22 protein-coding genes and 1 pseudogene are annotated in these 21,868 nt (G+C 63.5%); 14 read left to right on the plus strand and 9 right to left on the minus strand.

Going from position 1 to position 21,868, the window contains the following annotated elements:
* Positions 1-153: 153 nt before the first annotated feature.
* The 5 genes from rpmI to NKJ72_RS27220 all read left to right on the plus strand — a co-directional run bounded on the left by rpmI (position 154) and on the right by NKJ72_RS27220 (position 5,139).
* Positions 154-357 (plus strand): 50S ribosomal protein L35, encoded by a 204-nt coding sequence (gene rpmI, locus NKJ72_RS27200; protein WP_006201248.1) that lies wholly within the window; start codon positions 154-156, stop codon positions 355-357.
* A 37-nt stretch (positions 358-394) separates the two neighbouring features.
* On the plus strand, positions 395-796 hold the full coding sequence (gene rplT, locus NKJ72_RS27205) for a 50S ribosomal protein L20 (RefSeq protein WP_006201247.1): 402 nt from the start codon (positions 395-397) through the stop codon (positions 794-796).
* A 96-nt stretch (positions 797-892) separates the two neighbouring features.
* Complete coding sequence (gene pheS, locus NKJ72_RS27210) at positions 893-1,978, plus strand: phenylalanine--tRNA ligase subunit alpha (protein WP_352480208.1); 1,086 nt, start codon at positions 893-895, stop codon at positions 1,976-1,978.
* 109 nt (positions 1,979-2,087) lie between these two features.
* Positions 2,088-4,496, plus strand: coding sequence for a phenylalanine--tRNA ligase subunit beta (gene pheT, locus NKJ72_RS27215; RefSeq protein ID WP_352480209.1), 2,409 nt, complete (start codon positions 2,088-2,090; stop codon positions 4,494-4,496).
* A 40-nt stretch (positions 4,497-4,536) separates the two neighbouring features.
* Positions 4,537-5,139: a nucleotidyltransferase family protein gene (locus NKJ72_RS27220; protein ID WP_352480210.1), complete on the plus strand. Its 603-nt coding sequence runs from the start codon at positions 4,537-4,539 to the stop codon at positions 5,137-5,139.
* Between the two features lie 250 nt (positions 5,140-5,389).
* On the opposite strand, the gene NKJ72_RS27225 is transcribed toward NKJ72_RS27220, so the two are convergent.
* Complete coding sequence (locus NKJ72_RS27225) at positions 5,390-6,385, minus strand: aldo/keto reductase (protein ID WP_352480211.1); 996 nt, start codon at positions 6,383-6,385, stop codon at positions 5,390-5,392.
* Positions 6,386-6,489: 104 nt separating this feature from the next.
* On the opposite strand from NKJ72_RS27225, the gene NKJ72_RS27230 reads away from it, so the two are divergent.
* The 5 genes and pseudogenes from NKJ72_RS27230 to NKJ72_RS31040 form a co-directional block, all read left to right on the plus strand.
* Positions 6,490-7,380, plus strand: coding sequence for a LysR family transcriptional regulator (locus NKJ72_RS27230; RefSeq protein ID WP_352480212.1), 891 nt, complete (start codon positions 6,490-6,492; stop codon positions 7,378-7,380).
* A gap of 149 nt (positions 7,381-7,529) precedes the next feature.
* Entirely contained in the window at positions 7,530-8,108 is a 579-nt protein-coding gene (locus tag NKJ72_RS27235; RefSeq protein WP_352480213.1) for a cytochrome b, read from the plus strand.
* A 68-nt stretch (positions 8,109-8,176) separates the two neighbouring features.
* The gene (locus NKJ72_RS27240) at positions 8,177-8,752 is read left to right on the plus strand and encodes a YceI family protein (RefSeq protein ID WP_352480214.1); all 576 of its coding nucleotides are present in this window, start codon (positions 8,177-8,179) and stop codon (positions 8,750-8,752) included.
* Positions 8,753-8,867: 115 nt separating this feature from the next.
* Positions 8,868-9,854, plus strand: coding sequence for a Gfo/Idh/MocA family protein (locus NKJ72_RS27245; protein WP_352480215.1), 987 nt, complete (start codon positions 8,868-8,870; stop codon positions 9,852-9,854).
* Between the two features lie 54 nt (positions 9,855-9,908).
* Positions 9,909-10,070, plus strand: a pseudogene (locus tag NKJ72_RS31040) (FAD-dependent oxidoreductase); the annotation flags it as partial.
* Positions 10,071-10,238: 168 nt separating this feature from the next.
* On the opposite strand, the gene NKJ72_RS27255 reads toward NKJ72_RS31040, so the two are convergent.
* Positions 10,239-10,985 carry a GntR family transcriptional regulator gene (locus tag NKJ72_RS27255; protein ID WP_352480217.1) on the minus strand — a complete coding sequence of 249 codons (747 nt, stop codon included), beginning with the start codon at positions 10,983-10,985 and terminating at the stop codon, positions 10,239-10,241.
* A 99-nt stretch (positions 10,986-11,084) separates the two neighbouring features.
* Between NKJ72_RS27255 and NKJ72_RS27260 the strand changes: the two genes are divergently transcribed.
* The 3 genes from NKJ72_RS27260 to NKJ72_RS27270 all read left to right on the plus strand — a co-directional run bounded on the left by NKJ72_RS27260 (position 11,085) and on the right by NKJ72_RS27270 (position 12,955).
* Positions 11,085-11,672 carry an autotransporter gene (locus NKJ72_RS27260; protein ID WP_352480218.1) on the plus strand — a complete coding sequence of 196 codons (588 nt, stop codon included), beginning with the start codon at positions 11,085-11,087 and terminating at the stop codon, positions 11,670-11,672.
* 135 nt (positions 11,673-11,807) lie between these two features.
* A complete protein-coding gene (locus NKJ72_RS27265) occupies positions 11,808-12,593 on the plus strand; it encodes a DUF899 domain-containing protein (RefSeq protein ID WP_352480219.1) in 786 nt (261 codons plus the stop codon).
* Positions 12,594-12,682: 89 nt separating this feature from the next.
* Positions 12,683-12,955, plus strand: coding sequence for a hypothetical protein (locus NKJ72_RS27270; RefSeq protein ID WP_502901906.1), 273 nt, complete (start codon positions 12,683-12,685; stop codon positions 12,953-12,955).
* 46 nt (positions 12,956-13,001) lie between these two features.
* Here NKJ72_RS27270 and NKJ72_RS27275 read toward each other — a convergent pair whose 3' ends face one another.
* The 7 genes from NKJ72_RS27275 to bcoG form a co-directional block, all read right to left on the minus strand.
* Positions 13,002-13,943 (minus strand): alpha/beta hydrolase, encoded by a 942-nt coding sequence (locus tag NKJ72_RS27275; RefSeq protein ID WP_352480221.1) that lies wholly within the window; start codon positions 13,941-13,943, stop codon positions 13,002-13,004.
* Positions 13,944-14,028: 85 nt separating this feature from the next.
* Positions 14,029-14,811, minus strand: a complete 783-nt coding sequence (locus tag NKJ72_RS27280; RefSeq protein ID WP_352480222.1) for a carnitinyl-CoA dehydratase — start codon at positions 14,809-14,811, stop codon at positions 14,029-14,031.
* Positions 14,804-16,882 carry an acetate--CoA ligase family protein gene (locus NKJ72_RS27285; RefSeq protein WP_352480223.1) on the minus strand — a complete coding sequence of 693 codons (2,079 nt, stop codon included), beginning with the start codon at positions 16,880-16,882 and terminating at the stop codon, positions 14,804-14,806. Before NKJ72_RS27285 ends, NKJ72_RS27280 begins: the two co-directional genes overlap by 8 nt.
* A 64-nt stretch (positions 16,883-16,946) precedes the next feature.
* Entirely contained in the window at positions 16,947-18,110 is a 1,164-nt protein-coding gene (locus NKJ72_RS27290; RefSeq protein WP_352480224.1) for an acyl-CoA dehydrogenase family protein, read from the minus strand.
* Positions 18,111-18,114: 4 nt separating this feature from the next.
* On the minus strand, positions 18,115-19,188 hold the full coding sequence (locus tag NKJ72_RS27295; RefSeq protein WP_352480225.1) for a 3-hydroxyacyl-CoA dehydrogenase NAD-binding domain-containing protein: 1,074 nt from the start codon (positions 19,186-19,188) through the stop codon (positions 18,115-18,117).
* Positions 19,185-19,814, minus strand: coding sequence for an HD domain-containing protein (locus NKJ72_RS27300; RefSeq protein ID WP_352480226.1), 630 nt, complete (start codon positions 19,812-19,814; stop codon positions 19,185-19,187). Before NKJ72_RS27300 ends, NKJ72_RS27295 begins: the two co-directional genes overlap by 4 nt.
* Before the next feature lie 28 nt (positions 19,815-19,842).
* Positions 19,843-20,754 (minus strand): 3-dehydrocarnitine:acetyl-CoA trimethylamine transferase BcoG, encoded by a 912-nt coding sequence (gene bcoG, locus NKJ72_RS27305; RefSeq protein ID WP_352480227.1) that lies wholly within the window; start codon positions 20,752-20,754, stop codon positions 19,843-19,845.
* Between the two features lie 76 nt (positions 20,755-20,830).
* Here bcoG and NKJ72_RS27310 point away from each other — a divergent pair, with 76 nt between their 5' ends.
* A complete protein-coding gene (locus tag NKJ72_RS27310) occupies positions 20,831-21,811 on the plus strand; it encodes a GlxA family transcriptional regulator (protein ID WP_352480228.1) in 981 nt (326 codons plus the stop codon).
* The last annotated feature ends 57 nt before the right edge of the window (positions 21,812-21,868 follow it).

A 21,868-nucleotide genomic window follows, 5' to 3' on the forward strand; every position in this document is an offset into this window, starting at 1 on the left:
TGTTGCGCGCCAGCCCGCTTTGACGTATAGGACCGCCGTTCCCAAAAAACCGCCCGGCAGGGCATGCCGTGGCGGTTTCATTTGCTTTTCGGGCTTTGGTCGGCCTGAAGCGAACAAGAAGCGCATTGGTGCGCATATAAACGGAGTAGCAAAATGCCCAAGATGAAGACCAAGTCGGCCGCTAAGAAGCGGTTCAAGATCACAGGTACGGGTAAAGTTCTGTCGGCTGCGGCCGGCAAACGTCACGGCATGATCAAGCGTTCCAACAAGTTCATTCGAAATGCCCGCGGCACGATGGTTCTGGCTGAACCGGACGGCAAGAAGGTCATCAAGAATTTTCTGCCGAACGGCCTTTAGAGCATTCGGCCTGGACAACGTTTAAGGAGATCATGACATGGCACGCGTAAAGAGAGGCGTCACCTCGCACGCCAAGCACAAGAAGGTCCTGAAAGCCGCCAAGGGTTTTTACGGCCGTCGCAAGAACACCATCCGGATCGCCAAGCAGGCGGTGGAAAAGTCGCTACAGTACGCCTATCGCGACCGCAAGAATCGCAAGCGTTCGTTCCGCGCGCTGTGGATCCAGCGCATCAATGCGGCGACGCATGAGCATGGCCTGACCTACGGCCGCTTCATCGACGGTCTCAACAAGGCCGGCATCGAGATCGACCGCAAGATCCTGTCGGATATGGCCATCCACGAGCCGCAGGCCTTCGCCGCACTCGTGGCCAAGGCCAAGGTCGCGCTCGAATATCTCAAGAACACCACGCCGAATGCTTTTGAAAGCGCTGTCGCTTAAGACCAGCGCTTCCCAAGCTATTCGACACTTGATTTGGGAAACCCGCGCTGGCAGGGCTGGCGCGGGTTTTTCTTTGCTTCCAATCGGATCTGGAACATGAGTGACATGGAAACTCTCGAACATTCCCTGATGGCCGAGATTGCCTCGGCCGCCGACGAGCAGGCGATCGAGGCGGTGCGTGTCTCGGCCCTCGGCAAGAAGGGCTCGGTGTCCGAGATGCTGAAGACGCTCGGCTCGATGAGCGCCGAGGAGCGCCAGGTCAAGGGCCCGGCGATCAACGGCCTCAAGAACCGCGTCACCGAGGCGCTTTCTGCTCGCCGCGCCGAGCTGAAGGACGCGGCGATTACGGCCCGTCTCGCCGCCGAGAAGGTTGACGTGACGCTGCCGGTCAGGCAATCGCCGGCCGAGCGCGGCCGCATCCATCCTATCAGCCAGGTCATCGACGAGATCGCGGCGATCTTCGGCGATCTCGGCTTTGCCATCGCCGAAGGCCCCGACATCGAGACCGACTATTACAATTTCACCTCGCTGAACTTCCCGGAAGGCCACCCGGCGCGCGAGATGCACGACACCTTCTTTTTCCAGCCGGACGCGCAGGGCGAACGCAAGCTTTTGCGCACCCACACCTCGCCGGTGCAGATCCGCACCATGGAGATGCAGAAGCCGCCAATCCGCATCGTCATTCCTGGCAAGACCTACCGGCAGGATTCCGATGCCACCCACTCGCCGATGTTCCATCAGGTCGAGGGGCTGGTGATCGACAAATCGGCCAATGTCGCCAACATGAAGTGGGTGCTAGAGGAGTTCTGCAAGGCCTTCTTCGAGGTGCCGAGCGTGAAGATGCGCTTCCGGCCGTCCTTCTTCCCGTTCACCGAGCCCAGCCTCGAGGTCGACATCCAGTGCGATCGTTCGCGGCCGGGCGAGGTGCGCTTCGGCGAAGGTTCCGACTGGATGGAGATTCTCGGCTGCGGCATGGTGCACCCCAATGTGCTCCGTTACGGTGGCCTCGATCCCGACGAATACCAGGGCTTCGCCTGGGGCATGGGCATCGACCGCATCGCCATGCTGAAATACGGCATGCCGGATCTGCGCGCCTTCTTCGACGCCGATGTCCGCTGGCTTTCGCATTACGGTTTTAGGCCGCTCGACATGCCAACGCTGTTCGGTGGCCTGAGCGCGTGACGAGCGGGCTGCAGCAGCAAATCCGCGGACAGCTCGCCTTCCTGCACATGTCGGACGCGCGGCCGCATAGCTTCAAGTGCAACGTGCCCAGACCAGACGGAACACAGTCATGAAACTCACCCTCTCCTGGCTCAAAGACCATCTCGAGACCGACGCCTCGCTGGCGGAAATCGTCGAGCGTCTCACCTCGATCGGCCTTGAAGTCGAGCATGTCGACGACCGGGCGAGCCTAGCCCCCTTCGTCATCGCCAAGGTGGTGACGGCGGTGCAGCACCCAGATGCCGACCGGCTTCGCGTGCTGACCGTCGACACCGGCGACGGCAAGCCGCCGGTGCAGGTCGTGTGTGGAGCGCCGAACGCCCGCGCCGGCCTGATCGGCGCCTTTGCAGCACCCGGCACCTATATCCCCGGCATCGACGTGACGCTGACCGTCGGCAAGATCCGCGGCGTTGAAAGCCACGGCATGATGTGCTCCGAACGTGAGCTCGAATTATCCGAAGAGCATGACGGCATCATCGACCTGCCGGCCGATGCGCCGGTCGGGACCAGTTTCGCCGCCTATGCCCATCTCGACGACCCGCTGATCGAGATCAATCTGACGCCGAACCGGCCGGATGCCACCAGTGTCCATGGTATCGCCCGCGATCTGGCGGCGAGCGGGCTCGGTACGCTGAAGAGCGCGCCGATAGAGCCGATCCCCGGCAAAGGCGCGACGCCGGTCAAGGTGACGATCGAAGCGCCGGAGCTCTGCCCCGGCTTTGCGCTGCGCCTGGTGCGCGGCGTCAAGAACGGACCGTCGCCGAAATGGCTGCAGCAAAGGCTTCTCGCCATCGGCTTGAGGCCGATCAGCGCGCTCGTCGATATCACCAATTACGTCACCTTCGATCGCGGTCGGCCGCTGCATGTTTTTGACGCTGGGAAGGTCACCGGCAATCTCACCGTGCGCCGGGCGCGTGACGGCGAAAAGGTGCTGGCGCTCGACGGCCGCGAATACACGCTGACGCCTGAGATGTGCGTGATCGCAGACCAGGACGGCATCGAATCGATCGCCGGCATCATGGGCGGCGAGCATTCCGGGTGTGACGAGAACACCACCGACGTGCTGATCGAGTCGGCGCTTTGGGACCCGATCGCCACCGCCCGCACCGGCCGCACGCTCGGCATCATCAGCGATGCACGCTACCGCTTCGAGCGTGGCGTCGACCCGGAAATGATGGTTCCGGGCGTGGAGCTGGCAACGAAGCTGGTGCTCGATTTCTGCGGCGGCACGCCGGCGCAAACCGAGGTCGTCGGCTATGCCGGCCATCGGCCGAAGATCGTCTCGTTCCCTTTGTCGGAAGTGAAGCGGCTGACCGGCATCGAAGTGCCGCGCTCGACGAGCCTCGACATTCTTGCCCGCCTCGGCTTCAGGCCGGAGGGCACGGGCGACGTCGTCAATGTAGCGGTCCCTTCCTGGCGGCCGGATGTCGACGGCAAGGCCGACCTGGTCGAGGAGGTCATGCGCATCCACGGCGTCGACAATATCGCGCCGCAGCCGCTTGGTTCGCACGATGCGGTCAACGGCAAAATCCTGACTGTGCTGCAGATCCGCACCCGCGCCGCCAAGCGGGCGCTTGCCGTGCGCGGCATGATGGAGGCCGTCACCTGGTCGTTCATTCCGGCAAAACACGCCGAATTGTTCGGCGGCGGCCAGCAGGCGCTGAAGCTTGCCAACCCGATCGCCGCCGATATGTCGGATATGCGGCCGTCGCTGCTGCCGGGGCTGATCGCGGCAGCGCAACGCAATGCCGACAAGGGCATCGGCGATGTCGCGCTGTTCGAAGTGTCTGGCACTTATGAGGGCGACGGCGCCGACCAGCAGCGGCGCGTTGCCGCCGGTGTGCGGCGCGGCACCGCCAAGCTCGAGGGCTCCGGCCGCCATTGGGCCGGCAACGCCGGCGCCGTCGGCGTCTTCGATGCCAAGGCCGATGCGATCGCAGCACTCGAAGCCTGCGGCGCGCCGGTCGAGCGGCTGCAGATCGAGGCCGGCGGCCCGGCCTGGTATCATCCCGGCCGCTCCGGCACGATCAAGCTCGGGCCGAAGGTCGTGCTCGGCACATTCGGCGAATTCCACCCGAAGACGCTGGAAGGGCTTGACGTCTCCGGCCCGCTCTGCGGCTTCGAAGTGTTCATTGATGCGGTGCCCGAGCCGAAGGCCAAGCCGACGCGGACAAAGCCAAGGCTCGATCTGTCCGCCTTCCAGGCGGTCAAGCGCGACTTCGCCTTCGTCGTCGACAAGGCGGTCGAAGCCGGCACACTCGTTCGCGCCGCCCTAGCCGCCGACAGGAAGCTGATTTCCGGCGTCTCGGTGTTCGATGTTTTCGAGGGTGCAGCCCTCGGCGCGGCGAAGAAATCGATCGCCATCGAGGTGTCGATCCAGCCGGTCGAAAAGACGCTGACCGATGAGGATTTCGAGGCGCTGGCCAAGCGCATCGTCGAGAATGTGCACAAGCAGACCGGCGGCGTGCTGCGCGGCTGAGGGGGTTGCGAGCGCCTGGCGAATCGCCCTCCAAAGGGCGATGAACCATCTGCGCTATTCAGGGCTGCCCTTCGAGGAACAGCGTGCAGTCTTTCTCGATATCGTCTCAGCCGATCCGATGGTCAGTGAGACGCTGTCGCGGGTGCGCACGCTCGACCTCCCCGACTGGCTGGTCGTCTCCGGCGCGCTTTACAACAGCGTCTGGAACCATCTGACCGGAAGACCTTCCGGGTACGGCATCAAAGATGTCGACCTGTTTTATTTTGACGAGAGCGATCTGTCCTATGAGGCCGAGGATTTGGTCATTCGCCGTGCGGCGAGGCATTTCGAAGGGCTGAAGCTGCCGGTCGAGGTGCGCAATCAGGCGCGGGTGCATCTGTGGTATCCGAGCAAGTTCGGGCAGGAATGCCCGCGCTATATGAGCGCTAGCGAATCGGTCAGCTATTTTGCGTCGAAGACGCATGCAGTCGGCGTGCGCTACGATGCCGAAGGGCGCCTCGATCTGGTGGCACCGTTCGGGCTCGACGACATTTTTTCGTTCCGCATCACGCCGAACAGGGTGCTGGATAATCAGCGGACCCATGAGCTGAAGGGCAGGCGGGCACAGGAGTGCTGGCCGGAGATTACTGTCGTGCCTTGGTAGAATGTCGGCGCGAGGCACCTGCCCTGCCGGGCATCTCCCGCAAGACGGGAGATTGGCAGTTCCAGCGCCCTGCCCGCCCTTCCGGCGCCGGCGATTGGCGAAAGCCGAGGTGACGTCCAATCTCCTCCTTGAGGCGGAGATGTCCGGCAGGACGGAGGTCGCGCCAATTTCTCGCAATTATTTTGCACCGCTGCGGCATTCGAAACGGGGTGCCGAAACGCCCCGTTTCGATTGCGCTGTCGATTGCCGTTCACTCGTCGACCAGGGCCAGCAGCTCCTCGGTATAGCGCTTGCCCATCACCTTTTCCGGCGACAGGGCGTCGCCGATGGATGCCACTTCGGCCGGGGTCAGCACGATATCGGCTGCCGCCGTATTCTGTTCGAGATGTCGGATCTTGCGGGCACCAGGGATCGGTACAATGAAGTCGCCCTGATGCAGCACCCAGGCAAGCGCCAACTGCGCCGGCGCCACGTCCTTCTCGGCGGCCATCCTTTCCAGCACGGCGACGACCGCCGCATTGGCCGCCATGGCGTCGGCCTGGAAGCGCGGCAACCCCCGGCGCCAGTCGTCGGCGCCGAGAACATCAGGCTTGGCGATCGTGGCGGTGAGCAGGCCGCGGCCGAGCGGGCTATAGGGGACAAAGCCGATGCCGAGCTCGCGGCAGACGGCAAACACCTCATCCTCCGGATCGCGGCTCCACAACGAATATTCGCTCTGCACCGCGGCGATCGGATGCACGGCATGCGCCCGGCGGATGGTCGCCGCACTCGCCTCCGACAGGCCGAGCGCCCGCACCTTGCCCTCGCGTACCAGCTCGGCCATGGCGCCGACCGTATCCTCGATCGGCACGCTGGGGTCGACGCGGTGCTGGTAGTAGAGATCGATGATCTCGGTATCCAGCCGCTTCAACGACGCTTCGGCCACCGCCTTGACATGCTCCGGGCGGCTGTCAACACCAACCATGCGCTCGGTGCCGCTGCCTTCTTCGAGGATATTGAAGCCAAATTTGGTCGCGATCGTCACATGATCACGCACCGGCTTCAGCGCCTTGCCGACCAGGATCTCGTTCTCGTAGGGACCATAGACCTCGGCGGTGTCGAAGAAATTGACCCCGATCTCAACGGCGTGGCGCAGCGTGGCAATCGCCTCCGCCTCCGGCTGGCCACCATAGGCAAAGCTCATCCCCATGCAGCCGAGGCCGACTGGGTAGACGTCGAGTTCATTGCCGAGCTTGCGGGTTTGCATCACGTGTCTCCTTATTGTGATGGTTGTGATGCCACGGAGATACCGTCTTGCACAGCGTTCGATAATCGCCTCTTATTTGCACGGGCTGTTCCCAAAAATAGATCATGAAGCGAACACATCTTTCACAGCTTGCCGTGCTGGCAACGGTCGCCCAATGCGGCAGTTTTCGCGGTGCCGCCAAGGAGCTGGCAATCGCGCCGTCGGCGGTCAGCCACGCGGTGTCCAGCCTGGAAGCGCGTCTCGGCGTGCGCCTTCTGGCGCGCAGCACGCGCAGCGTCGCTCCGACCGAGGAGGGCGCGCAACTGCTCGAGCGCCTCAGGCCGGCGCTGTCGGAAATCGACCTGGCGCTGGAATCGGCGATCGAGGCGCGCGACCGGCCGGCGGGCAATCTCAGGCTGACCGTGCCGCGCACCGCCGCCCACCTGGCGCTGACGCCAAGGCTCGGCGCCTTTGCGGCTGCCTATCCCGACATCGTGCTGGAGATCGTCATCGATGACCGCTTCACCGATGTGGTCGAGGGCGGCTTCGATGCCGGTGTGCGGCTGGGCGAGAGCCTGCAGCGCGACATGATCGCAGTGCGCATCGGGCCGAACCTTCGCGGCGCGGTGGTCGGCACGCCATCTTACTTCGAGACCAGGCCCAAGCCGCAGCATCCGCGCGATCTCGCCGCTCACCGCTGCATCCGCTTCCGCTTCTCCAGCGGCACCATCTATCGCTGGGAATTCGAGAAAAACGGCGAGGAGATCGAAATCCCGGTGCAAGGGCCATTGATCCTCGACGAGGACCATCTGATTGCCAATGCTGCGGTTGACGGCGCCGGGCTCGCCTTCGTGTTCGAGGACTATGTCCGCGACCCGCTCGCCGCCGGCAAGCTCGTTCGCGTGCTGGAGGACTGGTGCCCGCCCTTCGATGGTTTTTTCGTCTATTATCCGAGCCGACGCCAGATGCGGCCGGCGCTCAGGGCCTTTGTCGATTTCTTCAAAGTGAGCATATAGCGGCACCGTCGGAACAGCGGAGGGCAATCTATTCAGGCGTGAATGCTCGTCTTACGGCCGTTGGCACCGGCAATTAGTCGTCTTCAAACATAAGTGGAAACCGCCTTTCCGGGATGGAAGAAAGCCGACCTGGCATTCGTTCACAGACCATGTCAGCACTGCCCAAAAAACAGCGGACCGGCTATGGCTGGACGGCGATCATCCTTCACTGGCTGATCGCGGCGCTGTTTATCGGCCAGTTCGTGCTCGGCTTCGTCATGGTGCGGCTGTCCAGCCAGCGCACCGCCTTCGAGCTGATTCAGCTGCATAAATCCTTCGGCTTCCTGCTGCTTGGGCTGGTCATCCTGCGCATCGCCTGTCGCCTTGGCAGACCGGCCCCGCCGCTGCCGCGCTCAGTCGGCCCTTTCGAGCGCCGCATGGCGCCGCTTGTCCATCTTGCGCTTTATGCTTTTCAGCTCGCTCTGCCGCTGTCCGGCTGGGCACTGGTCTCGGTCTCGGTGCTGGAGATCCCGAGCGTGCCGTTCAATCTGTTCGTCATGCCCAATCTGCCGCTTAGTAAATCGGACATGGCAGAAAGCTTCTGGGCAGCGACGCACTGGTATCTCGCTTATGCCGGCATCGGACTTGTCGCTTTGCATCTCGCCGCTGCGCTGCGTCATCATTTCTGGCTGAGGGATACCGTGCTGACGCGCATGATCACGGCTTCGTCACATCGCGAGACGGAATAGAGCGGGCGGCTCATTCGTTCATGGGGCGAGGACGCAAGAAAGCGTTGCCTGCCAAGAGGACCATTTCCATGTACGCGCGCATCTTCGGATTTGCGGCAGCCGCCGCTTGTTTTGCCATGCCTGTTTTCGCCGCCGTTGCCATTGGCGAGGCGGCCGGCAGCTACACGATCAGCCCAGGGAGTTCCAGCATCCACTTCTCCATCGCCAAGCTCGGCGGCGGCGGGCTCGACGGTGCCTTCTCCCGCTTCAAGGGCAATATCCTTATCGACAACAGCGATGTCGGCCGGTCCCAGGTCAATTTCACCATCTTCCCCGAAAGCGTCGGTACCGGCCAAAGCCGCATCGATGCCTTTCTCCGCTCGGACGCGGTTTTCGACGCGACCAACAATCCGGAGATCCAGTTCCGTTCGACCAGCGTCAAACGCACCGGCGACACGTCGGCCCTTGTCACCGGCCAGCTGACGGCGCGCGGCAAGACCTTTCAGGAAAAGTTCACGGCCGAGCTCGGCGGCCTCAAGGCGGGCACGATAAAGTTTCACGTCACAGGCAAGGTGTTGCGGTCGCGCTATGGCATGGATGTCGGCGCGCCGATTTATTCCAACGTCGTCGAATTCGACATGACGCTGACGGGTAGAAGAGGTTGAGCGGTTCTGCCTGCGGTTTCACCGTCGCTGCAGGACCTGGGTTCCTCGCTCCCGCATTGGCTTTTCCGCCGATTTCAGGCAAACCTCCAGGCCTGCAATCGAGAGGAGAAATCTGATGTTCCGATGGGGTGTTTTGTCGACGGCCAAAATCGGCCGCGAGCAGCTTTTGCCGGCAATCGTCGAGGCGGAGAACGGCGTGCTGTCGGCGATCGCCAGCCGCGATCTGTCGAAAGCTCGGGCGCTGGGCGAACGCTTCGGCGCGCGCCACGCTTTCGGCTCCTATGAGGAACTGCTCGCCTCCAGCGACATCGACGGCGTCTACATTCCGCTGCCGACCTCGCAGCATGTCGAATGGACAGCCAAGGCGATCGAGGCCGGCAAGCATGTTCTGGTCGAAAAGCCACTGGCGCTCGACGCCAAGGACATTCCGCCACTGATCAAGCTGCGCGATGCCAGGAAGGTGCTGGTCTGCGAAGCCTTCATGGTCGTCTACCACCCGCAATGGGTCAAGGTGCGCGAGCTGATCGCCAACGGCGCCATCGGCCGGCTGCGCCATGTCCAGGGCGCGTTCTCCTACTACAATGTCGACCCCAACAACATGCGCAACAAGCTCGATCTCGGCGGCGGCGCGCTGCCCGACATCGGCGTCTATCCGACGGTATCGACGCGCTTTTCGACCGGCAAGGAGCCGCTGCGCGTCCAGGCGACGATCGAGCGCGACAAGACATTCGGCACCGACATCTATTCCTCGATCCGCGCCGATTTCGGCGACTTCGAGTTGTCGTTTTACCTGTCGACACAGATGGCGGCACGCCAGGTGATGGTCTTTCACGGTGAGAAGGGCTTCATCGAGGTGTTCTCACCGTTCAACGCCGGACTCTACGACCATCACCGCGTCGAACTGCACAACCAGAACCACAGCGAGGCGCAGGTCTTCCGCTTTCCTGGCACGCAACAGTACCGGCTGGAAGTCGAGGCCTTCGCGCGGGCGGCACAGGGCGGCAAGGATCGTGTTTTCACCCTGGAAGAATCGGTGCTCAACCAGAAGGTCATCGATGCCATCTTCCGCGCCGGCGAGAAGGTAGGCTGGGAGGCAGTCTAGGCCGGCCGTGATCCTGCAACGGGCCGGTTTTTGGACGAGATCATGGCCAAATAGATGCCCGACGATGCGGATGTGATCATCGTCGGCGCCGGCCTTGCCGGCCTTGTCGCGGCGGCCGAACTGACTGCGGCCGGCAAGAAGGCCATCATTGTCGAGCAGGAGCCGGAGCAGTCGCTTGGCGGCCAGGCACCCTGGTCGCTCGGCGGCCTCTTCCTCGGTGGGGTGAAACAAGCCCCGCCGGCGGCCGTTGCGCCAAGGTGGCGGTCGCACCGAACGGCCAACTTTCCCTCTGAGCATTTTGCAGCCAAATGGAATCATTCGGCGCCCGCATAAATGCGGCAAAACAGATAGTTAGAGCGGGTTACCGGTTCCAGGAGAACCGCTCTAGGCGAAGGGCTGCAAATTGACGTCCTGAAGCTTGGAACCGGCAAGCAAAGCCTCGAGCACCTGCTTCTTGAGAAACAGACACTGCGAACGGGCAAGTTTGACGATGCCGGAAACGTCGCCTGCCTCGCAGGCAAGAACCAGTTCCTTTTGCTGGGCGATGATCAACTGGGTGAAGTCGCGGGATTTGAACCCAAGGTGAAGAACCCGCGCCGACTGGTCGAGTATCTGGTCCAGTAGATGCGCCAATCGTAAATTTCCCGAGAGCTCCGCAAAGGCCAGACGAAACGCACGATCGGCCGCCAGGAATGCAACATGACTACGCAACGTCTCCGGCTTCAGCACTTTTTTCGCTGCCAGCCCGATGTCCTCCAGCCCGCGCTCGGTAATGTTCGATGCCGCCACTCTGAACACTTCCGGTTCGATCAAGCTGCGGACATCGAAGATCTCGTTGACGTCCCGCAGGCTGAGCGTTGCAACGACGTAGCCGCGGCGCGGCTCGCTCCTGACCAGACCTTCCTGCATCAGGCGGGCCAACGCCGCGCGGATGGTCGCCTTTTTGATCTGGTATCGATCGCCGATCTGTTTCTCGGTCAGCGCTTCGCCGGGGCGCAGCACGCAGGCAATGATGTCGTTCCTCAGCTGCTCATATGCCTGTTCCCTGCGAAGGACGTCGGCGGCTGACAGTGCTGTCGCCTCGACCGTGGCCGGCCTTGCCGGTTCGGCGGTCAACTTCGTCGTTTTCATATTTTGTCCGTTTGGCTGTCCGGTTGACGCTGGCATCGGCAGTCGCTAGCGTGAGCACCCCAGGTTGAAAATCTGAGCATCTCAGGCAGGATAACTGATATGCCTTTACTCGCCAACTCGCCTCTCTACGCTGTTGCCGATGATATCGTCAATGCCGCGAAGGGGCCAGATCCCCTCGAAGCGGTAAGGACGGTCCTGGGCGACTACACCAACCGTTTTCACGCATCGGGAACACTCGCTCACGAAGAAGACGACGACGAGGTTCTTTTGCATGCGAGCCCGAACCTGACGATCTATCACATCACGTTGTCGCCCGGCCTGCAGTACCCGCCCCACAACCACCTGATGGATGCCTTGATCGGCATCTACAAGGGCAGCGAGACGAACTTCATCTATCCCGTTGCCGGCAGCGAACTCGATGTTCCCGAAAGGCAGGACATCGCAGCGCCTGCCGTCGTGCACATGGCGTCAAATACCGTGCATGCGGTTGCGAATACGGGCAGCGCGCGATCCGGTGCCCTGCATGTCTATCTCGGCGATCTCACACGAACCCATCGGCAGCTGTGGAGCCGGAAAGCAACCAGGCCGAACCGTTTGACAATGATCGCTACCTGGCCGGCGCACGGCCCATCCAGCAGTCCGGGTAGGAATGAGCAGAGGCGTCGCGGGCGGCAAATTTGGCCGTGATCAGCGGACCCGTCGGAATCGCGTCACACTTGTCACTCTCGCCAATCCGCTATCGCCCCTATCCTGGCTCATGACCAATCAGCAACACGTCGCGCCGGGAATGGTGCGACAACAGACCAGCAAGGGAGATGCACAATGACGGCACATCAGAATGGCACAGGCGAGCAGACGACGCGGCTCGCGATGAAGACACCACCCGTCGTTTCGCCTGATGCGTGGGAGGCCGCGCGCCAGCAGTTGCTCGTGAAGGAGAAAACCGTGACCCGGGCTCGCGACGCCTTGGCCGCCGAGCGTCGGCGGATGCCGTGGATGGCGGTGGAGAAGGCCTATACGTTCGAGGGCCCCAACGGAAAGGTGAGCCTGCTCGACCTGTTCGAGGGCCGCCGTCAGCTGATCGTCTACCGCGCTTTCTTCGAGCCCGGCGTATTCGGCTGGCCCGATCACGCTTGCCGCGGCTGCTCGCTGGGGGCAGACCAGGTCGGCAATCTTGCCCATCTGAACGCCCGCGACACCACGCTTGCCTACGCCTCGCGCGCACCGCAGGCCGACATTGCACGGCTGAAGGCGCGGATGGACTGGAAGATGCCCTGGTACACCATCACCGACAGCTTCGATGCCGATTTCGGCGTTGACGAATGGCACGGCCATAACGTGTTCATCCGCGATGGGGATCGCGTGTTCCGTACCTACTTCATCAACAACCGCGGCGACGAGGCGATGGGGACCGTATGGAGCTATCTCGACCTGTCGCCGCTCGGCCGCCAGGAGGTTTGGGAGGATTCGCCCGAAGGCTATCCGCAGACGCCGACGTACAAGTGGTGGAACTGGCACGACAATTACGGCGCCGAAACCGTTCCCGACAAAAAGTGGGTCGAGGTGTCGGACGCCGGAGAGGCCGCGTTCCGGAACCGCACCGAATAGAACGTTTGGCGTCGCGGAAATGCGGCTAGGACAATTGGAGGAGCGGGATGCACGTTCATTCGACCGCATCCCGCTCGCTATGCAGGACTATGGCCATGAGCGAGATTCATGCAGGCGGATCCACCGGCGATGCGAGCCCGGCCGGCGTTGGCGCAGCCGATTGGCTGTCCTTTGCGGCCGCGCCGACCTTCGCAACCATGGCGCTGCTGACGTTTCTCGGCGGAGCGCCGGATATGATGTGCTCGACCGGGCAAGGTGCGTCGCCGCTGGGCGGCATGGTCCCGATGTACTTGCTGATGAGCGCCTTTCATTTGGGACCTTGGTTGAGGCGGGTCTCCGGCCGCCCACGCCGCCGCAAGTAGAGCTATAGCGGCCGATAAAGGCCCTTCGCGGCGAGGAGGGCAGCCCTCACCAGATCCATTCACCCTTCCCAAGTACCGTCACGGCATCGACAATCCGGGTAAAGCTCGAGCGGGCGCGGCCGGCCGTGTGCCTGGCTCTGAGATAGCCGTGCACCAGCCCCGGCTCCTCGAACCACCAGGCGCGTCCGTCTGCGGCAACGATGCGGTCGCGATAGGCTTCACCGTCTGACGACAGCGGGTCGCATTCGGCGGTGATCACGACGGTAGGCGGCAGATAGGCGAAATCGGCGTCCGCAAGCGGAGACAAAGTGATGTCGCCTGTGGCGTCCACTCCGCCCGTCCGGATGTTTTTATAGAACTCCAGATCGCGCATCGTCAGCATCGGCGCTTCGGCATGCGTGACATAGGAACCGCTTGAACGGTCGCCGCCAAGGCCAGGATAGATCAGCACCTGGCCGACCGGCTTTGTCACGTGGCCACGCGTCGCATGACTGACGGCACAGGCGAGATTGCCGCCGGCGCTGTCGCCGCAGAGCAGGACGGGGCATTCGTAAGTGGCGGTGGCCCATTCGAAGGCGCCAATCGCATCGTCGAAGGCGGCCGGGTGCAGATGTTCCGGCGCCAGCCGGTAGTCGACCGAGACCACCTCATAGCCGGTGCGGGCGCAAAGCTCGGCGCAGACATCATCATGGCTGTCGAGTCCGCCGAGGATGTAGCCGCCGCCATGGACATAGAGCACCATCGCAGAGGCGTTCGGCGCCGCGCTGCGATAAATGCGGATCGGGACGTCGTGCGCTGGCGCGGCAATGACGGTGGTTTCAGCCGTCACGCCATCCGGATAGCCGGCAGAGAATTCGCGGCACATCCGGTCGTAGATCGCGCGCTGCTCAGCGATCGTGTAGTCGATCGTATCCGGCGGATAATACGAATTGGTCCGTTCGATGAAGGCCCAGGTCTCGGCGTCGATGAGTTTCTTGTAGTTGGTCATGGAAACGGAACGGATCGTAACGAATCCGCCTGGCCGGCAGGCCGGAGGGGGGTGGGACGGAACGCCGTCGTTCCAGAGACACTCACTATCTGCCCTTCCACACCGGATCGCGCTTTTCGGCAAAGGCGCGAAAGCCCTCGAGATTGTCCTCCGAGCCGTAGAGCGCGTCAACCGTCGGCAGTTGCCGGCGCGTCACCCGGTTCATGGCATCCTGGAAGGTCAGCGATTCTGCGACCCGGGCCGTTTCCTTGATCGCGGCGAAGACCAGCGGCGGGCCGCTGGCGAGCAGCCGGGCGATCTCCCAGACGCGGTCCTCCAGTCTTTCCTTGGGCAGCACCTCGTTGACCAGGCCCCAGCGATGCGCCTCGGCGACATCCATCCAGCGGCCGGTGAACAAAAGGTCCATGGCGACATGATAGGGGATGCGCTTCGGCAGCTTGATCGTTGCCGCATCGGCCAGCGTGCCGGCGCGGATTTCGGGCAGCGCGAAGGAGGAGTGGTCCGACGCGTAGATGAGGTCGCAGGACAGCGCCAGCTCGAAGCCGCCGCCGACCGCCATGCCGTTGACGCAGGCGATCACCGGCTTGTTGAGGTCGCCCAATTCCTGCAGCCCGCCGAAGCCGCCGACGCCATAGTCGCCGTCGACGGCATCGCCGCCGGCCGCTGCCTTCAGGTCCCAGCCGGCGCTGAAAAACTTGTCGCCGGCGGTCTTGACGATGGCGACGCGTAGGTCGGGATCGTCGCGAAACCTCTTGAACGTCTCGCCCATCAGCCGCGACGTCTTCAGGTCGATGGCATTGGCCTTGGGCCGGTCGAGCGTGACTTCGAGGATCGTGCCCTCGCGGCGGGTGGTGATGACGTCAGACATTTTTGTTCTCTCCCAGCACCAGCAGCGCGTCGGCGATCCAGGCGCCCTTGCCCTCGGTGCAGACGATCAGAGGATTGATGTCGAGCTCCTCGATCTCGCCGGCGTTTTGCTGCACGAAAGCGGCAATGCCCGATATCGCATCGATTGCCGCTGCGACATCGGCCTTCGGCCGACCGCGATAACCGTCGAGAAGCGGGAACAGTTTCAAGCCGCGCAAAGCGGCCTCGATGTCGTCACGGGTCGCCGGCAGCATCAGTGTGACGCTGTCGCGCAACAGCTCGACCAGCACGCCGCCGGTGCCGAGCGTCATCACCGCGCCGAACATCGGGTCGCGGGTGAAGCCGACCAGCAGCTCGGCGACGCCGTCGCGCACCATGCGCTCGACATAAAGGCCGGTGCCGAGCGGGCCGAGATCATGGGCGGCGGTGCTGACCGATTCGGCATCCCTGAGGTTGAGCCGGACCGCGTCGAGCTCGGACTTGTGGATGACGCCAAGAGCCTTCAGCGCCACCGGGAAGCCGAGCGCCATCGAGGAGATCACAGCTTCGACCGCATTGCCGGCGCGCTCGCCCTTCGGCACGGGGAGCCCGGCCTCGATGAGCCGCGCCTTCGCCTCGGCCTCGTCCGGCGTGACATGGTCGCCGGCCGGCGCGCCGGACGCCGAAGTGTCGATCGGCTGCGCCTGCGGCTCGCGCCACGCCCAGCCGATGAAGGCTGCCGCCTGGGCGGCGTCCATGGCCTCGGAAATGCCGAACAGCGGCACCATGCCCCGCGCCATCAGGCCGGCAGTGTATTCCTCGGGCAGGTTTTCCGGCAGCGAGGAGACGATCGCGCCCTGCGCGCTGTTGGTCTTCAGCGCCGATTCGAAGGCGCGCAGCGTCGCCCACCAGTCCGTGTCCGAGCAGCGGTCGGGACGCGGAAAGTCGAGCACCAGCGTATTGAGGTCGAAGCCGCCAGACACCATGGCGGTGAAGGTGGCGGTCATCGCCGGCTCGTTGTTCCAGATGAAGGTGTGGTAGTCGAGCGGGTTGGCCACCGCGACCAGCGGCCCGAGCGTCGATTTGACCCGCGCGCGGTGCTCGGGGGTGAGTGGCGGAAACGTCACCCAGCGGCCTTCGGCGCTGTCGGCCATGACCGACGCCTCGCCGCCCGAGCAGCTCATCGATGACAGCCGGTAGCCGGGCAGGGGGCCAGTGACGTGCAATAGCTTGAGCGCCTCGATGAAGGCGGGAATTGAATCGATCCGGGCGATGCCGAGCCGCCTCAGGAAAGCGCCGGACGCCGCGTCCGAGCCGGCCAGCGACGCGGTATGCGAGACGGTCGCCTGCCGCGCCTGCTCGGAGCGGCCGACCTTCATGGCGATAACAGGCTTCTTCAGCTCGCGTGCCCGTGCCGCCAGCCTTTCGAAGCCGGCTACCGAATCGAAGGCCTCGATATGCAGGCCGAGCGCGGTGACGCGGTCGTCCTCGATCAGGCCGAGCGCCATTTCGGAAAGCCCGGTCTGCGCCTGGTTGCCGGCAGTCATCAGGAAGGCGATCGGCAGGCCGCGTTTCTGCATCGTCATGTTGATGGCGATGTTCGACGACTGGGTGATGATGGCAACGCCGCGACCGCCTTCCGGCAGCCTGATGCCGCCATGCTGGTCGGGCCACAAAAGCGCGCCGTCGGCGTAATTGATCAGCCCATAGCAGTTCGGCCCGATGATCGGCATTTGGCCGGCCGCCGCGACCAGTTCGGCCTGCAGCCGCTCGCCGTCTTCGTCATAGGCCTCGGTTTCGAGAAAGCCGGCGGCGAAGCAGACCGCACCGCCAGCGCCGCGCTCCGCCAGCGCCTTGACCACTTCGATGGTCAAATGCCGGTTGACGCCGACGAAAGCGGCATCCGGCGCACTGGGCAATTCCGCCACCGAGCGATAAGCCCTGCGGCCGGCGACCTCGTCCTTGCTCGGATGCACCGGCCAGATCTCGCCGGCAAAGCCCATTTTGATCGATTGCGCGACGACGGCCGCCGCCTGCGCACCACCGAAGACGGCGATCGATTTCGGCCGCAAAAGACGTTCAAGCCTGTGCATTGTCATCTTTTCGTCTGAGCATGATCTTTTCCAAGGACCGGATTCCACTTTTTGGGGTCATGCTCTAGGCCCCGAACGGGCGCAGCAGCGCGCGCGAGATGATGTGGCGCTGGATTTCCGAAGTGCCTTCCCAGATGCGCTCGACGCGGGCGTCGCGCCAGATGCGTTCCAGCGGCAAATCGTCCATCAGCCCCATGCCGCCATGGATCTGGATCGCCTCGTCGGCGACGAAGGCAAGCATTTCGGTGGCCTTCAGCTTGGCCATGGCCATGTCCTGGTCGGTGACGGTGCCCTGATCGTACTTCCAGCCGGCTTCGAACACCATCAGGTCGGCGGCTTTCAACTCGGTCGCCATGTCGGCGAGCTTGAACGACACGCCCTGGAATTTGCCGATCGGCTGGCCGAATTGCTGGCGCTGCGCGGCGTATTCGATGGCATGGCCAAGCGCCCGCTCGGCACGGCCGAGGCAGGTGGCGCCGACCTGCAGGCGCGTTGCGCCGAGCCAGGAATTGGCGACGTCGAAGCCCTTGTGGACCTCGCCGAGTACCTGGCTCGCCGGCAGCCGGCAATCGTCGAATTCGAGAATGGCATTGGTGTAGCCGCGATGCGAGACGTTGCGGTAGCCGTCGCGCACGGTAAAGCCCTTGGTGCCCTTGTCGACGAAAAAGGCGGTGATCTTCTTGCGTTTTCCACGCGAAGACTCTTCCTCCCCTGAGGCCATGAAGACGATGGCGAAATCGGCGAGGTCGGCGTGGCTGATGAAATGCTTGGTGCCGTTCAGCACCCAGTCGTCGCCGTCTTGCACGGCGGTTGCCTTCATGCCGCGCAAATCGGAGCCGGCGCCCGGCTCTGTCATTGCCAGGCAATCCCATTTTTCGCCGCGAATGCACGGGAACAGATACTTCTCGCGCTGCTCCGGCGTACCGGCAAGGAGGATGTTGGAGGGTCGCGCCACGCAGGTCCAGTGCAGCGCGTAACTGGCGCGGCCGAGTTCCTTTTCATAGAGTAGCCAGGTCACCGTATCGAGCCCGGCGCCGCCGACTTCCGTTGGCATGTTGGCGGCATAGAGGCCGGCTTCGATCGCCTTGGCCTTGATCTCCTCGATCAGCTCGCGGCGCAGCACGCCGGTACGTTCAACCTCGCGCTCATGCGGGTAAAGCTCGTTCTCGACGAAGGCCCGCGTCGTCTCGACGATGAGCTTCTGCTCCTCCGAAAGACCAAAATCCATGGTCTCAGCCTTTCTTCTTTTTCTTCGGCTTTTCAGCCTTGGCCTTTTCGGCCGCCCTGGAGGCGCTGGGCTTCTTCGCCGCAAGCTTGGCCAACTGCCTGGTGTAGTCCCTATGCAAGGCGCCGGCACCCCAGCCTTTGCCTTTGTTCTGCTTCGACAGTGCCTCCATGATGGCGACCAGATTGTCGTCGCGGATCTTTTCGAGATCGCGGATCGACAGACCGTGCGCCTGGTCGTCCGACTGGGTCGCGATCAGCTCGACCAGCTCGTCGTTGAACTCCGGCACGTCCATCAGCTTGGTCCACGGCCATTTCAGGCACGGGCCGAACTGCGCCATGAAGTGGCGCATGCCGGCCTCGCCGCCGGCGACGCGATAGACCTGGAACATGCCCATCTGCGCCCAGCGCAGGCCGAAGCCATAGCGCATGATGTTGTCGAGCTCCTCGACCGTGCAGATGCCGTCCTTGACCAGCCACAGCGCCTCGCGCCATGCCGCTTCGAGCAGGCGGTCGCCGACGAAGGCTTCGATCTCCTTGCGGATTACCACCGGCTTCATGCCGATCGAGGCATACATCTCCTTGGCGACCTCGATCGCCTCGGGAAAGGTCTGTTCGCCGCCGACGATCTCGACCAGCGGCAGCAGATAGACGGGGTTGAACGGATGGCCGACGACCAGCCGCTCCGGATGCTTCTTCATCGCCACCTGCATGTCGGTCGGCTTGATGCCGGAAGTGGAGGAGCCGACAATTGCGTTGGCCGGCGCATAAAGGTCGATTTCGGCCAGCACGCGGTGCTTCAGGTCGAGCCGCTCCGGCACGCTTTCCTGGATTAAATCGGCATCGGCCACCGCCTCGGCGAGCGTCTTGGCGAAGGTGAGCTTGCCCTCTTTCGGCAAGCCGCCGGGCAGCATCTGCTTGTAGGCGCGTCGCGCTCCCTTCATCACCTCGCCGACCTTGCGTGATGCCTCGGGGTCGGGATCGAAGATCGATACGTCGATGCCGTTGAGCAGCAGCCGCGCGACCCAGCCGGCGCCGATCACGCCGCCGCCGATGGCGGCCGCCTTGTTGATGATGCTCATGCGGAAGCTCCGGTTCTTGTGGTGGCTGTTGCGGGGTCGGTGAGGGCGACGCGTTCGCCGGCACGGATCACGGACGCGTCATAGGCCTTGCGCGCGAACACTTCGAGCACGAAGGGCCGGAAGAAATCGATCGGCAATGTGTCGTAGTCGGGATCGAAGCTCGACTGATCCCAGCGTTCGCAAAACTCATCGCAATCGTCGAAGTAGATGTGCCCGGCGAAACGGTCGCGGGCGTGCGGATTGCCGCCGAGGTGATGGGCGTAATAGAGGCGCTGGAAGTCGCCGTGCTTTTCCACTACCCAGGTGCATTGCTCGCGAACGAAGGGTTTCAGGATCGACGCCGCATACTCGTCGTGATTATAGGGCGCGTAGATGTCGCCGATGTCGTGCAGCAAGGCGCAGGCAATCCAGTCGGTGTCGGCGCCGTCGCGCCAGGCCCGCGTTGCCGCTTGCAGCGAATGGCCGAGCCGGGTGATCTTGTAGCCCGAGAGACCCGCATCAAGCTGGACGAGCGCGTCGAGCAGCCGTTCGCCGGTCTTTGCCGCGTGGTCGATCTCGTGCTCGGTGAGGAAGGCATAATCCTCGCGGTCGCCGTCCTTCATGGCGGTGAATTTCACGGTCTTCATCGGCGGCTCCTCCCAACCGATTCCCTGTTCAAAGCGGTGCGCGCTTCGTCAGGTTGAGCTTCTTGCGGACTTCGTCCGGGCCGATGACCCTGGCGCCCATATTCGACACGATGCTGACCGCCCGCTCGACCAGCTGCGCATTGGTCGCCAGCACGCCCTTGTCGAGCCAGAGATTGTCCTCCAGCCCGACGCGGACATTGCCGCCGGCGAGCACCGCGGCAGCGACGTAGGCCATCTGGTTGCGGCCGATGGCAAAAGCCGACCAGTTCCAGGTCGCCGGCACATTGTTGACCATCGCCATGAAGGTGTTGAGGTCGTCCGGCGCCCCCCACGGCACTCCCATGCATAATTGCACCAAGGCATCCGGCTTCAGCACTTCTTCCTCGACCAATTGCTTGGCGAACCACAGATGCCCGGTGTCGAAAGCCTCGATTTCCGGCTTGACGCCGAGCGCCGTCATCATGCCGCCCATGGCACGCAGCATGCCGGGCGTATTGGTCATGACATAGTCGGCCTCGGCGAAATTCATCGTGCCGCAGTCGAGCGTGCAGATTTCCGGCAAGCACTGGCGGACGTGCTCCATGCGGTTGCTGGCACCGCCCATGTCGGTGGCTTTTTCGTTCAGCGGCAGCGGGTTTTCCGGCGGGCCGAACACCATGTCGCCGCCCATGCCGGCGGTCAGGTTCAAAACCACATCGACGTCCGCCGCGCGGATGCGCTCCGTTACTTCGCGATAAAGGTGTACGTCGCGCCTAGGCTTGCCGGTTTCGGGATCGCGCACATGGCAGTGGACGATCGCCGCACCTGCCTTTGCCGCCTCGATGGCCGAATCGGCGATCTGCTTGGGCGAACGCGGCACATGCGGGCTGCGATCCTGCGAACTGCCTGACCCGGTCACGGCACAGGTAATGAAGACCTCACGGTTCATCGCTAACGGCATCGGACTCTCTCCCAATAGGACGCAGGGCAAGAATGCCTGACTTGCCGGAAACTGTTTTGCGTTTTACGAAGATCGTGTGACCAAAAGCGAAAAACCGACGATCTTTCAGGCCGAGCGTTTGCCGCTCAAGGTAACGCTGCTGGTATTCTCCGGCTCATCGATCATGTGCGTCGCCTCAGCCGTCGATCCATTGCGCGCCGCAAACCGCATTGCCGGTGAGACGCTGTTCGATTTCAGGCTGGTCTCGGTGACGGGCGAGGCGCCGGTTACCACATGCGGCCTGCCGGTGGCGGTCAGCGGCCGCTTCGATGCGGCTGACACAGCCGACATGCTGGTCGTCGTCGCCGGATTCGGCACGCAGAACTATGCCACATCGGCCCTGCTGTCCGGACTGCGCCGGGCGGCGCGCGCGGCACGCGCCTGCGGCGGCGTCGAGGCGGGTACGTGGCTGGTGGCGCGCGCGGGCTTGCTGGAAGGGCGCAGCGCCACCACCCACTGGGAGGACATGGAGGATTTCTCGTCGGCCTTTCCCGGCGTCGACGTGCGCCCCGACCGCTACGTCATCGACGGCCCGGTGTTCACCTCCGGCGGCGCCTCGCCGACCTTCGACCTGATGCTGCATCTGATTCGCACGCGGCTCGGCATGGCCGTGGCGCTCGATGTCGCGAGCGTCTTCATCTACGACCAGGCGCGCGCCGCGACCGACGCGCAGCCGCTGGTCTCGCTCGGCCGTCTCGACGGCTACGATCCCAGGTTGGCGCAAGCCATCCGGCTGATGGAAGCGCATATCGACCAGCCGCTGACCATAGCCGCGGTGGCCAAGCGCGCCGGGGTGACGGCACGAACGCTGGAAAGTATCTTTCGCAAGTCGATCGGCGAAACGCCCGGCGCCTATTATCTCAGGCTGCGCCTCGGCGCCGCGCGCCGGCTGGTGGTCGACACGCGCGTGGCCATGGCCGATATTGCCGGGCGAACGGGGTTTTCGTCCGCCGCGGCATTTTCCAGAGCGTTTTCAAGAGCGTTCGGCGAAGCGCCGGTCAGGCTGCGTCGGGGATAATGCATGTCGCCCAAAAGTCCGTAGCGGTTTTGGGACAACGGCATGCATACACAAAGG

The sequence above is a fragment of the Mesorhizobium sp. M0045 genome (assembly GCF_040323385.1).
GTDB lineage: Bacteria > Pseudomonadota > Alphaproteobacteria > Rhizobiales > Rhizobiaceae > Mesorhizobium.

Coding starts and splice junctions, on each gene's coding strand:
- rpmI (WP_006201248.1), top strand. CDS start 154: ATGCCCAAGATGAAGACCAAGTCGGCCGCTAAGAAGCGGTTCAAGATC.
- rplT (WP_006201247.1), top strand. CDS start 395: ATGGCACGCGTAAAGAGAGGCGTCACCTCGCACGCCAAGCACAAGAAG.
- pheS (WP_352480208.1), top strand. CDS start 893: ATGAGTGACATGGAAACTCTCGAACATTCCCTGATGGCCGAGATTGCC.
- pheT (WP_352480209.1), top strand. CDS start 2,088: ATGAAACTCACCCTCTCCTGGCTCAAAGACCATCTCGAGACCGACGCC.
- NKJ72_RS27220 (WP_352480210.1), top strand. CDS start 4,537: ATGAACCATCTGCGCTATTCAGGGCTGCCCTTCGAGGAACAGCGTGCA.
- NKJ72_RS27225 (WP_352480211.1), bottom strand. CDS start 6,385: ATGCAAACCCGCAAGCTCGGCAATGAACTCGACGTCTACCCAGTCGGC.
- NKJ72_RS27230 (WP_352480212.1), top strand. CDS start 6,490: ATGAAGCGAACACATCTTTCACAGCTTGCCGTGCTGGCAACGGTCGCC.
- NKJ72_RS27235 (WP_352480213.1), top strand. CDS start 7,530: ATGTCAGCACTGCCCAAAAAACAGCGGACCGGCTATGGCTGGACGGCG.
- NKJ72_RS27240 (WP_352480214.1), top strand. CDS start 8,177: ATGTACGCGCGCATCTTCGGATTTGCGGCAGCCGCCGCTTGTTTTGCC.
- NKJ72_RS27245 (WP_352480215.1), top strand. CDS start 8,868: ATGTTCCGATGGGGTGTTTTGTCGACGGCCAAAATCGGCCGCGAGCAG.
- NKJ72_RS27255 (WP_352480217.1), bottom strand. CDS start 10,985: ATGAAAACGACGAAGTTGACCGCCGAACCGGCAAGGCCGGCCACGGTC.
- NKJ72_RS27260 (WP_352480218.1), top strand. CDS start 11,085: ATGCCTTTACTCGCCAACTCGCCTCTCTACGCTGTTGCCGATGATATC.
- NKJ72_RS27265 (WP_352480219.1), top strand. CDS start 11,808: ATGACGGCACATCAGAATGGCACAGGCGAGCAGACGACGCGGCTCGCG.
- NKJ72_RS27270 (WP_502901906.1), top strand. CDS start 12,683: ATGGCCATGAGCGAGATTCATGCAGGCGGATCCACCGGCGATGCGAGC.
- NKJ72_RS27275 (WP_352480221.1), bottom strand. CDS start 13,943: ATGACCAACTACAAGAAACTCATCGACGCCGAGACCTGGGCCTTCATC.
- NKJ72_RS27280 (WP_352480222.1), bottom strand. CDS start 14,811: ATGTCTGACGTCATCACCACCCGCCGCGAGGGCACGATCCTCGAAGTC.
- NKJ72_RS27285 (WP_352480223.1), bottom strand. CDS start 16,882: ATGCACAGGCTTGAACGTCTTTTGCGGCCGAAATCGATCGCCGTCTTC.
- NKJ72_RS27290 (WP_352480224.1), bottom strand. CDS start 18,110: ATGGATTTTGGTCTTTCGGAGGAGCAGAAGCTCATCGTCGAGACGACG.
- NKJ72_RS27295 (WP_352480225.1), bottom strand. CDS start 19,188: ATGAGCATCATCAACAAGGCGGCCGCCATCGGCGGCGGCGTGATCGGC.
- NKJ72_RS27300 (WP_352480226.1), bottom strand. CDS start 19,814: ATGAAGACCGTGAAATTCACCGCCATGAAGGACGGCGACCGCGAGGAT.
- bcoG (WP_352480227.1), bottom strand. CDS start 20,754: ATGCCGTTAGCGATGAACCGTGAGGTCTTCATTACCTGTGCCGTGACC.